The organism is Streptomyces sp. NPDC059957, assembly GCF_042730015.1.
GTDB lineage: Bacteria > Actinomycetota > Actinomycetes > Streptomycetales > Streptomycetaceae > Streptomyces.
In genome coordinates this window covers 112,352-122,631 of record NZ_JBHWMB010000020.1, presented here as the reverse complement: position 1 = coordinate 122,631, position 10,280 = coordinate 112,352, and the positions used below count along the sequence as shown (strand labels likewise).

Annotated in this window: 10 protein-coding genes and 1 other RNA gene; 9 read left to right on the top strand and 2 right to left on the bottom strand. The window is 72.3% G+C overall.

Annotated features, from left to right (window positions below):
- Positions 1 to 230 precede the first annotated feature (230 nt).
- From ACFWBW_RS16220 to ACFWBW_RS16195, 6 genes are all read left to right on the top strand, one after another.
- The gene (locus ACFWBW_RS16220; protein ID WP_385372863.1) at positions 231 to 1,673 is read left to right on the top strand and encodes an RNB domain-containing ribonuclease; all 1,443 of its coding nucleotides are present in this window, start codon (positions 231 to 233) and stop codon (positions 1,671 to 1,673) included.
- A 225-nt stretch (positions 1,674 to 1,898) separates the two neighbouring features.
- Positions 1,899 to 2,831 carry a helix-turn-helix domain-containing protein gene (locus ACFWBW_RS16215; protein WP_385372861.1) on the top strand — a complete coding sequence of 311 codons (933 nt, stop codon included), beginning with the start codon at positions 1,899 to 1,901 and terminating at the stop codon, positions 2,829 to 2,831.
- Between the two features lie 599 nt (positions 2,832 to 3,430).
- Entirely contained in the window at positions 3,431 to 3,943 is a 513-nt protein-coding gene (locus ACFWBW_RS16210; protein WP_385372859.1) for an XRE family transcriptional regulator, read from the top strand.
- A 142-nt stretch (positions 3,944 to 4,085) separates the two neighbouring features.
- On the top strand, positions 4,086 to 4,787 hold the full coding sequence (locus ACFWBW_RS16205) for a hypothetical protein (protein WP_385372857.1): 702 nt from the start codon (positions 4,086 to 4,088) through the stop codon (positions 4,785 to 4,787).
- 1 nt (position 4,788) lies between these two features.
- Positions 4,789 to 5,961, top strand: a complete 1,173-nt coding sequence (locus ACFWBW_RS16200) for an MAB_1171c family putative transporter (protein WP_385372855.1) — start codon at positions 4,789 to 4,791, stop codon at positions 5,959 to 5,961.
- Positions 5,958 to 6,554: a hypothetical protein gene (locus ACFWBW_RS16195; protein ID WP_385372853.1), complete on the top strand. Its 597-nt coding sequence runs from the start codon at positions 5,958 to 5,960 to the stop codon at positions 6,552 to 6,554. Before ACFWBW_RS16200 ends, ACFWBW_RS16195 begins: the two co-directional genes overlap by 4 nt.
- Before the next feature lie 125 nt (positions 6,555 to 6,679).
- Here the strand turns inward: ACFWBW_RS16195 and ACFWBW_RS16190 are convergent, their stop codons facing one another.
- The gene (locus ACFWBW_RS16190) at positions 6,680 to 7,516 is read right to left on the bottom strand and encodes a hypothetical protein (protein WP_385372851.1); all 837 of its coding nucleotides are present in this window, start codon (positions 7,514 to 7,516) and stop codon (positions 6,680 to 6,682) included.
- On the bottom strand, positions 7,513 to 8,289 hold the full coding sequence (locus tag ACFWBW_RS16185; RefSeq protein WP_385372849.1) for a MerR family transcriptional regulator: 777 nt from the start codon (positions 8,287 to 8,289) through the stop codon (positions 7,513 to 7,515). The genes ACFWBW_RS16190 and ACFWBW_RS16185 overlap by 4 nt, the downstream gene beginning before the upstream one ends.
- Positions 8,290 to 8,367: 78 nt before the next feature.
- Between ACFWBW_RS16185 and rnpB the strand changes: the two genes are divergently transcribed.
- The 3 genes from rnpB to ACFWBW_RS16170 all read left to right on the top strand — a co-directional run bounded on the left by rnpB (position 8,368) and on the right by ACFWBW_RS16170 (position 10,179).
- An RNA gene (rnpB, locus tag ACFWBW_RS16180) (RNase P RNA component class A) lies at positions 8,368 to 8,769 on the top strand.
- A gap of 646 nt (positions 8,770 to 9,415) precedes the next feature.
- Positions 9,416 to 9,790, top strand: a complete 375-nt coding sequence (locus ACFWBW_RS16175; protein ID WP_385372847.1) for a hypothetical protein — start codon at positions 9,416 to 9,418, stop codon at positions 9,788 to 9,790.
- A gap of 119 nt (positions 9,791 to 9,909) precedes the next feature.
- Positions 9,910 to 10,179, top strand: a complete 270-nt coding sequence (locus ACFWBW_RS16170; RefSeq protein ID WP_385372845.1) for a hypothetical protein — start codon at positions 9,910 to 9,912, stop codon at positions 10,177 to 10,179.
- The last annotated feature ends 101 nt before the right edge of the window (positions 10,180 to 10,280 follow it).

Below are 10,280 nucleotides of genomic sequence, written 5' to 3'. Positions count from 1 at the left end.
CACCGAACGCCGCGAGGGCGCCCTCCGGGCGCACGGCGCTACTTTGCGGACACGCCCTAGGGGTGTCTTGCCGATCATCCCGGGCTCGCGGCGCCTGGTGCCGCACCTCGCCGCGTTGTCGTCACTCGCCGACGCTCCGCGTCGACTCCCTCCTCCGCCTTGCGATGTACGGCACCAGACACCGCTCCCTGATCCGGCCCGATCGGCAAGACACCCCCTAGGCTCGCCTCATGCCACGCCGTCATATGATCATGACCGGCGCAGACGGGGCTGCCCTGCGGGCCGCGCTGCGTGAACTGCGGACGAAGCTGGACGTGCCGGAGGAGTTTCCGGCGCCCGTACTCGCCGAGGCCGAGCGGGCGGTACGCAGCCCCCTCCTCCCCGATTTCGACGCCACCGACATCCCCTTCTTCACGATCGATCCGCCGACCGCCCGCGATCTGGACCAGGCCATGCACCTGGCGAAGCGCCCCTCCGGCGGTTACCGGGTCCACTACGCCATCGCCGACGTCGCCGCCTACGTCACCCCCGGCGGCGCCCTCGACGCCGAGGCCCACCGCCGGGTCACCACCCTCTACTTCCCCGACGAGAAGGTCCCCCTGCACCCGGCCGTGCTCTCGGAGGGCGCCGCCAGCCTGCTCCCCGACCAGACCTGCCCGGCCCTGCTGTGGCGGCTCGACCTGGACGCCGAGGGGCGGGTGGAGAGCACCGACGTCCGCCGGGCACTCGTGCGCAGCCGGGCCAAACTCGACTACGACGGCGCCCAGAAGGCCATCGACGCGGGCACCGCGGAGGAGCCGCTGGCCCTCCTGAAGGACATCGGACGGCTGCGCGAGGCCCTGGAGGCGGAGCGCGGGGGGATCTCGCTGAACGTGCCCGAGCAGGAGATCGTCGAGCACGGGGGCTCGTACAGCCTGGCCTACCGGGCTCCGCTCCCCGCCGACGGCTGGAACGCGCAGATCTCCCTGATGACCGGCATGGCCGCCGCCGAGCTGATGCTCGCCGCCGGGACCGGGATCCTGCGGACCCTGCCGACCGCCCCCGACGGAGCGGTCGGGCGGCTGCGCCGCGCGGCGAAGGCCCTGCGGATCGACTGGCCGCACCACGTCCCGTACGCGGAGCTCGTGCGCGGGCTCGATCCGCACCGGCCCGACCACGCCGCCTTCCTCCAGGAGTGCACGGCCCTGCTGCGCGGAGCCGGCTACACGGTCTTCACCGGCGGCCGGACCCCGGACCCCGTGCTGCACGCCGCGGTCGCGGCCCCGTACGCCCATTGCACCGCGCCGCTGCGCCGGCTCGTCGACCGGTACACGGGCGGGCTGTGCGTGGCGGCCGTCGCCGGGGCGCAGCCCCCCGGCTGGGCGCTGGAGGCGCTCGACGCCCTGCCGAAGGAGATGTCGGACGGGACCCGGCTGGCGAACTCGGCGGAGCGGGAGTCCGTGGACCTGGTGGAGGCGGCGCTGCTCAAGGACCGCGTCGGGGAGATCTTCGAGGCGACGGTGATCGACGTCAAGGACCGGGAGCCGCTGGTCGGCACTGTCCACCTGGAGGAGCCGGCGGTGATCGGCCGCGTGGAGTCCACCTCGGCGGAGCTGCCGCTGGGCGACCGGATCAGGGTCCGGCTGACGGAGGCGGACCCGGGGCGGGCGAAGGTGCTCTTCGCACCGGTCTAGTGCTGTGGCCGGGGCGCGGGCGTCGCCGGGGGCGCCCCCGCCGACGACCCCGCCCCCGCCCCGGGCTCTCAGCGGGGGCGGAGCCGGTGTGGCCGACGGCGTCCGGCTCCGCGGATCCGGTGGTCCGGGCACCGGGCCACTCTGGCCATCGCCCCCTGTGACCTGCCATCATCGGCCGACCGCGCGGTATCACCGGCCGCGCAACAGCGGCGGGAGGGACCGGACATGGGCTCGGTCGAGGCCTTCGGCGTACGCGCGATGCCCGCCGCCGTCCCGGGCCGCCGGTCCGCGCGCCGCCGCCGGCCGGCCGCCGCACTGCGGCCGCTCATCATCAACTACACGGGCTTCCACACCGAGTTCACCGGCCCGAGGCGCCGACTGGAGCTGCCCACCGGCTGCGTGACCCTGGTCTTCAGCTTCTCCGAGGGCCTGTGGGTCTCCCGCACGGAGAACCTCTCCGCTGCCCAACTGCGGCCCGCCGCCCGGGCCATGATCAGCGGCCCGCGCACGGTCCCGGCGATCGGGGTGCACGCGGGGGTGGTGCACGGGCTGGAGGTGAACATGACCCCGCAGGGCTGCTACCGGCTGTTCGGCATCCCGATGTGGCACTTCGAGGACGCCCATGTGGATCTGGCGGACGTGCTCGGGGCGCAGGGCCGCCACCTCACCGAACGGCTCCAGTCGCTCCCCTCGTGGACGGAGCGCTTCAGCCTGCTCGACGAGCTGTTCTGCGCCCGCCTCGACCTCGGCCCCTCCCCCGCGCCCGAGGTCGACGGAGCCCTCTCCGGGCTCTGGGCGAACCCCCGCTCCCTGACCCGGATGAGCGCCGCGACGGGGTGGAGCGCCCGTACCGTGCGGGCCCGGTTCCGCGAGCAGGTGGGCCTGTCCCCCAAGGCCATGGCCCGGGTGTTCCGGCTGCAGCACGCCCTGCGGATGCTGGCGGCGGGAACGGCGGCCGCGCAGGTGGCGGCGGCGTGCGGCTACCACGACCAGGCGCACCTGAGCCGCGAGGTGAAGGCGATGACGGGGCTGCCCCCGTCCCGGTTCGTCCTGCTGCGGGGCGGTCTGGCGCCCGGTTCGGTGCTGGACCGGATGGCGGGCCGGGTCAGCAGCGTGATGCTGTCCGGCCAAGTGGCCGCTGACGGGCCCCTCTCCTGACGCAATCGGGCGCTACCGGCCCGAGGCCGCCGGCCTTCGTGAGCTCCAGCGGATCAGCGACACCTGGTGGTCGGCAGCGCCGTCGGGAGACTGCTCCAGCTCGGCGATCTTCGCCGGCTGAGCGCCCGCCCACCCGGCGCCTGCCGCAAGCTCGTTGAGCTCGGCGCTCACACCCGCCGACGGCTCCCGCCGGCGAGCGGTTCGCCCGCCCCGGGCTGAGGACCCCCGTACCTCAGCCCGCGGGCGAGCGCGTCCCGCGCCTGCCGTCGTGACGGCATCGCGGCCCCTCCCTCTTCCGCCCACGCCCACCGGCTCCGCGACTCAGTCGGCTAGACGCTTCGCGTCGAGCGATTGAGCGCCGGTCCATCTAGTGGGCTAGACGGCTGGACGAAGATACGCCGCGGCACACATGCCCTGTCAAGGTCCCGCGGGGCACCCCGGGAGCAATATGGCGTGGGTCACATTCCCCGGGGTCCGCTAGCTGGGTAGACGAAGTTCGTTGCACTGTGTGGCGAAAGCCATCTAGGCAGGTAGATAATGCCGGTGATGATTTAGTACTGGACCATCGGATCCAGCCGTAGACGGGAGCAGTGACGGTGATGGGTGAGGAGACCCCCACCGACCGGCGGGACACCATGGGTGACCGCCTCGGCTTCTTGATCGAGACGATCCATCCGGCGGGCCGCGGTCCGTACACGTACCAGGAGATCGCCGAGGGCACCAGGAAGCTGTCCGGGCCCTCCGTCTCGCACGGCACGGTCCAGACCATCCGCCTGAACAACAACCCGAATCCGGGCATCGACTCGATCCGCGCGATCGCCAACTTCTTCGGCGTCACCGTCGGGTACCTGGCCGACGGCGAGAACGCCCAGGCGATCGAGCAGCGGATCGAGGAGCGGATCGCGCGGCTGCGCGAGGAGATGGGCAAGGCCGCCGCGGCCGACGAGTTCGCCCAGGTCCTCGAGGACGAGCAGGTGAAGGCCGCGGCCTTCCGCCTCAGCGGGCTGTCCGCCGGGTCCATGCGGTCCGTCACCGGCCTGATCAAGCAGCTGCGGAAGGCCGAAGGGCTTCCGGATGTGAAGCCCCGGCGCCGTCGCGGCAAGGAGTCCTGAGGCACGAACAAGCCACGCTCCTCACCCGATCGGCCATATTCCGGCCACCGATACGTCCTCACTGAGCCCCTGCTGTGCTTCCGGTTACTCTCAGACCCGATCGGGTGTGCGGACTGGGCGACGACGGGCGGGGAGGGCGACCATGCGCTGGTGGAAGCGCGCCGACGCGGAGTGCGCCGCCGTCGCGGACCGGCTCGTCATCCCCCGGCCGTTCGACCTGGAAGCCTTCTGCGAGGGCATAGCCGCGCAGCGCGGCCGCCCGCTGATCCTGCTGCCCCTCGACGGACCCCCCGACCCGGCCCTGCCCTGCGGGATCTGGCTCGGGCTGGATGTCGCCGACCTCGTCTTCTACGACGCCGTCGCGGCCGAGATCCTCAAGGTGCAGATCGTCCTCCACGAGATCTCGCACATGCTGCTCGGCCATGTCGCTCCCGAACTCGACATCCCCGAACAGCCGTCGGACCGGGAGATCGCCCGGGCCTCCGAACACTTCCAGCGCCTGCTGACGCGTACGCACACGGCCGTCTCCGGACTCGACCGCCCCGAGCTGCCCGTGGCCTCGATCATCCGCACCGAGGCGGCCCGGATCAGGAACGTGGCGCGCAGGACCGAATCGATCGACGAGGAACTCGGCCTCGACATCGACCGCCTGGCGCACCTCATGGGGCGGAGCAAGTTCGCCAGCCCGCAGGAGCGGCAGGCCGAGACCCTGGCCACGCTCATCCACGAGCGGGCCGGCCGGTACGACACGACGCAGTCGACCTCCAGTGACAGCGAGGCCGAGGACCGTCTCGTACGTCTCCATGACGCCCTCGGGCACCCCGTTCGAAATACGTGGTCGTGAAGTGAAACACCTCGAAATCGCCATCCTGGTCATGCTCTGGACGGTGACGCTCTGGCGCGCCCCCTCAGCCGTCCGGTCGGTCAAACAGCGTGCCCTGTGGACGGCGTTCGCCGCCCTGACCGTCTCCATGACGCTCCGCCTCCCCGGCGTGATGCGCGCCCTGGACGACGGGGCGGGAGTCAACAACCTCTCCACCCTCCTCAAGCACTGGCTGGGCATGATCGCGGCCGGCGCGGTCGTCGACTTCGTCGTCGCCATCACCCGCCCGGAGACCGGCCGCCGGCTGCGGGCCCGGCACTACGCCGCCCTGACCGCCATGACGGCGATGGCGGTGCTCTTCGTCTTCTTCGTCCCACGGCCCCGCGAGATGACCGACTTCTTCGAGGAGACCGCGGGCAACGCCTGGGCCACGGCCTACTACCTCCTCTTCATCGTCTACCTCGGCATCGCCATGGCCACCGCCACCCGGCTCTTCTGGGGCAGCGCCCGGCACGCCAGCGCCCTGTGGCTGCGGACCGGCGTCCGCCTCATGGGCATCGGAACGGCCGTCGGCGTGCTCTACACCCTGCTGCGGGCCGGGTACATCGCGAGCCGCCTCGCGGGCCTCACGGACGACACCAGCGACATCGCGGTCGACCACGTCACCGACGCCCTGAAGTACCTGGCGATCGGCTTCATCCTCATCGGGAGCAGCATCCCCGCCTTCGGCGTGGCCTGGCGCACCGTCCAGGACGGCCGGCACCACCGGCAGCTCCAGCCGCTCTGGCAGGACCTGACCGCGGTCACCCCCGACATCGTCCTGAAGACCGGACTCCTGCGCAGCCCGCGCCTGCGGCTGTACCGGCGGGTGATCGAGATCCGCGACGCCGCCCTGACCCTGGACGCGTACACCGCCCCCGAGGTCCGCGAGCGCGCGCACCGCACCGCCCTGGAGGCCGGGTTCGACCCGGCGACGAGCCCGGCGGCCGAGGCCCTGTGGATGCGGGCGGCCCGCGAGGGCAAGGCCCGCGGGGACCTGCCGCTCCACGGCGCCCAGGAGCCGGCCGCCACCGTCGGCATCGACGAGATCGACTTCTCCGCCGAAGTGCTGCGGCTCATCCAGCTCGCCCGGATCTACCACTCCGCCGTGGCCGACGCGTTCCTCACCACGACCAGCCAGGAGGCCACGGCGTGACCGCCGCGCTCGCCCAGCCCACCGAGTCCCGATCCGCCCGCCTGATCACCGACGGGCTCGATCCCAAGACCTGGATCATCGCCGACACCCTCCTGATCGGCTGGCACACCGCGGGCCTCGCCGGAATCGGCTGGGGACTCCTGGGCTGCCTGTTCGCCGCCGCGATCCCGCTGGCCTTCATCAAGTACGGCATCAGGCGCGGCCGTTGGGCCGACCGGCACGTCGGTCAGCGCCGACAGCGCATCACCGTCATGGTGTTCATCATCGGCTCGGTCACCACCGGCATCCTGCTGATGGCGCTCCTCGGCTCGCCCCGCACGATGATCGCGCTGATCGCGGCGATGCTGGCCACCCTGGCGGCCCTGCTCGCCGTGACCCCCGTCTGGAAGATCAGCGTGCACGCGGCCGTCTCCTCCGGGAGCGCCGCCATGCTCGCCCTGACCTACGGCCCCTGGCTGCTGCTCGCCTACCCGCTGGTCGCCGTCGTCGGCTGGTCCCGGGTCGAGCTGAAGGACCACACCCTCGCCCAGGTCCTCGCGGGCACCGCGGTGGGCGCGGCCGTGGCGGCCACGACCTTCGCGCTGGTCCGCTAGGCCGTCTCTTCCGGATCTTGCCGGGTCCGCGCGAGAGCCTGTTTTCGAGCCGTGCCGTTTTCGACAAGACAGGCGCGCACCGGCTTGTCACGCTCGGCGCACACAGCCGTCACTGCGGCAGCCCGTCACGGGGGTGTGGGCTGCCGCAGTGCGTCGACCAGTGCGCGGGGCTCGTCCGCGTGGAAGCGGACGACGCGGGCTTCGGCGCGGGCGCCGAGCGGGCGGCGGAAGGCGAGCGGGCGGAGCAGCTCCACGGTGACCGTGGTCTGGCTGCCGACGATCAGGTCGAGCACCCCGTCCTCGGAGAGAGTGACGAGCCGTCCCTCGGGGTAGCGGCGGTCCACCCGGACCGAGGCCACCGCGTCCGGCGGGACGGTGAGGTCGAAGAGGGCTCCGTAGCGGATCCGCAGGGTCCCGTCGGGGCTCACGACGTGCGGCCGGGTGACGCAGGCGGCGTGCAGGCCGAGCATCAGCAGCACCCCGTACACGTCGAGGACGAGCACCACGCGGTGGACGGCCGGCCAGGGGATCAGGAAGGCCAGCGCCACCGTCTCGATCAGCGACACGAACACCAGCCCGTACATCATGGCCGTCTGCGGTCCGGTGTACGGGGCCGCGTGGTCCGCGGGCCGCACCCCGTGCGGCGGCCGCCGCAGCGCCCACCGGGCCAGCGAGGCGGCCGCGCGCAGCTCGTGGAGCACGAGGCGGCGTACGGTCTCCGGGACCACGGCCCGCACGGCCTCGCGGCGGGCCGCCGCGGGATCGGCGCCGCGGGCGCGGGCGGCGGCGTACAGGGAGTACAGGACGCGGGCCTCCAGGAGGAGGACCCCCAGCACCATCACCTCGGCGACGGCGAGGGCCCAACCGGGCGGGCGCACTCCCGCGGCCGCGCACACCACCAGCGCCAGCTCCATGGGGAGCACCGCGGCCACCCCGATCCGTGCCGCGCGTATCGCGCTCATTCCCGGCCCCTCTTCGTCTGTGCGCCCCACGTGTCCGTGAAGGCTTCCATCACCCGGCGGACGACCTCCGCCTGCGCCGGGGCGTACTCGGCGAGCAGGGCCTCCAGGAAGCCCGGCACCGCCTGCGGCCCGCCGGCCCCTCCCGACGTCGCCGGCGCCAGCGCCGCGAACGCCTCGGCGGGCACCGCGGCCACCAGTTCCGCGGCGAGCGGCCCGATCCGGGGATCGTCCGCGTCCGCGTCGGCGAGCTCGTCGAGCCGCTCGTACAGCGCGAGCACGGACGGATCGGCGGCGACCGTCCCGAGCAGGGCGTAGAGCTCCTCCCCCACCGCGCCCGAGGCGTCGAGCAGGCTCAGGTGCTCGCGGTCGAGCGCGGCGGACGGCGAGGCCGTCGCGGGCGCCTTGGCGAGCAGCTCCGCGAGCGCGGGCGAGACCGGCTCTGCCTCCCCGGGCGGGGCGGCGAGCAGGACGGCGAGGCGCCGTCTGCGCTCGGCCAGTCCGGCCTGCTGGCGGGCGAGGTCGGCGTCGAGCTCGGCCAGTACCTCGGCCAGCTCGCGCCCCGCGTCGTCCGCGAGCACGTCGCGCACCTCGTCGAGGCTCAGCCCGAGCTCGGTCAGCCGGCGTACCCGGGCCAGCCGGACGGCGTCGCGCACGCTGTAGGCGCGGTAGCCGTTGGGGCGCCGGTCCGGCTCGGGGAGCAGGCCGACGTGGTGGTAGTGCCGGATCGCCCGGGTGGTGACCCCGACGAGCGCGGCGATCTCTCCGATCCGCATGGGTTCCAGTAGAAACCCTGCCGTTGCGTCAAGGTCAAGCCGTGATGACGCAGCCGGTACGATGGGCGGCACGACAGACGAGTCGGCCGGGCGGCCGCGTCGGGATCTCCGGATCCCGCCGAGGAACGTCCGGGCTCCACAGGGCAGGGTGGTGGCTAACGGCCACCCGGGGTGACCCGCGGGACAGTGCCACAGAAAACAGACCGCCTGGGGCTTCGGCCCCCGGTAAGGGTGAAACGGTGGTGTAAGAGACCACCAGCGCCTGAGGCGACTCAGGCGGCTAGGTAAACCCCACCCGGAGCAAGGTCAAGAGGGGTCGTCTCCGGACGGCCCTGCGCGAACGTTCGAGGGCTGCCCGCCCGAGTTCGCGGGTAGACCGCACGAGGCCGGCGGCAACGCCGGTCCTAGATGGATGGCCGTCTCCCCGGCGACCGCGAGGTCACCGGGCGACAGAACCCGGCGTACAGGCCGGCTCGTTCTGTCAAAAGGGTCCTGACCTGGGGGTTTCTCTCAGGCCAGGGCTCTTTTCTGCTTCTCTGCGCGGCCCGTGAATTCCCTGGATGTCCCTGGGCGTCCCGGCCTGGTGTGTACGCAGTGTGTACCGAACCCGGCCCCCACAACACCCCTTTCATGCCCCCGTCGGCCTGGCGTTTCCGCCGGCCGTCTGGGGCTTTGTCATGTCCGGATGAGGGGGGCGGGGAGAGGCGCATGGCGACGCCGGCCGGGTTGAGCAGCGGGCGGGACGGGCCTGGAAAAGCGGAAGGCCGCCCCCAAGGGAGCGGCCTCCTGCATCGGCTTTCACCGACTTGTTTCTCAACCCGAGTCGGCGTCTCAGTTTCCTGGGCCGACGTCGCTGCGATCGGGTCCAACCCTGAAGGGCCCTCCAGGGCGAGGGCCGCACGGGTCATTCCACGGCAGCGCCGGCAGGCGCCGAATGGTGACGGCTGGGGCCCGTCCGGCGGTGACTGCGGCGGCTGCGGCCACCGAGGCTGCCTCAAGCGGTGAGCCCGGCGACGCCGGTCGATCGGGTGTGGGACCGCCACATGAGACGGACTCGCATTCGACGCGATCCGATCAATAGCATCACGCTGCCGCTACCGGCGGTAACGCCCAAGAGGAGCCCCGCATGACCACGTCCACCGTCCGGTTCCAGATGTCCTCCACCATTGCCGACCAAGTCGCCGCCGATCTTCCGTCCGGTGACCCGCTGCGCAGCCCGCTGATGAACACCGAGCGGGAGAACTGGGCGACCGGCCTGCGTATATGGCTCGAACTGCCGGTGCCGCTCGCCCACTACCTCCAAGCCCAGCTCACCGCCCTGGCCGCTTCCCGCCATCCGGCCGTCAACGCCGGACGCATCAGCCCGCCCCTCCAGGACATCTACCTGCTGCGCGTTGCCCAGGACCAGATCGGCAAGGCCCTTGACGAGAACCCGGAGTACGCGGTGTTCACGGCCGCCACGCAGGAGCGGCTGGCGAAGCACACCAAACGGAAGGCGTAGCTCGGGCCGCAGGTCGTGTACGAGCCGCCGCAGCCCACTCCCTGCCCTGCTGGGACGACCACGCCTGCTACTGCCCCACCCTGCGCGGCTGGAACGCCCCGCCCGAAGGAACAACATCCATGCGTACTCCCGTACTCGCCGCCGTGACTGCTGTCGCTCTCAAGAACGGCATAAGCGAGTCCCTGGCCGTCATGGAGAACGCATCGGCGACCGAGGTCCAGGCCGATGTCAACGTCCGCCGCGCCAAGTGCGGCACGGACAAGGCCCACCTGAGCGAGGAGGAGATCAAGAACTCCGTCGCCGCTCTCTCGTCCGTCCCCGAGAAGAACATCCGCGCGCACATCGCCGCCAAGGCGAAGGCCGCCGACACCTTCATCTGCAAGAACTAGCCGTACCGGGCCCGCCCCCCCGTCGGGTAGGGGCCTCCCCCCCCCTCTCCAGAGGCCCCATTACTGATCGCACGCCACCCACGCCCCAACACTCCCCCCCC

Coding starts and splice junctions, on each gene's coding strand:
- ACFWBW_RS16170 (WP_385372845.1), top strand. CDS start 9,910: ATGCGTACTCCCGTACTCGCCGCCGTGACTGCTGTCGCTCTCAAGAAC.
- ACFWBW_RS16175 (WP_385372847.1), top strand. CDS start 9,416: ATGACCACGTCCACCGTCCGGTTCCAGATGTCCTCCACCATTGCCGAC.
- ACFWBW_RS16205 (WP_385372857.1), top strand. CDS start 4,086: ATGCGCTGGTGGAAGCGCGCCGACGCGGAGTGCGCCGCCGTCGCGGAC.
- ACFWBW_RS16190 (WP_385372851.1), bottom strand. CDS start 7,516: ATGAGCGCGATACGCGCGGCACGGATCGGGGTGGCCGCGGTGCTCCCC.
- ACFWBW_RS16215 (WP_385372861.1), top strand. CDS start 1,899: ATGGGCTCGGTCGAGGCCTTCGGCGTACGCGCGATGCCCGCCGCCGTC.
- ACFWBW_RS16220 (WP_385372863.1), top strand. CDS start 231: ATGCCACGCCGTCATATGATCATGACCGGCGCAGACGGGGCTGCCCTG.
- ACFWBW_RS16210 (WP_385372859.1), top strand. CDS start 3,431: ATGGGTGAGGAGACCCCCACCGACCGGCGGGACACCATGGGTGACCGC.
- ACFWBW_RS16185 (WP_385372849.1), bottom strand. CDS start 8,289: ATGCGGATCGGAGAGATCGCCGCGCTCGTCGGGGTCACCACCCGGGCG.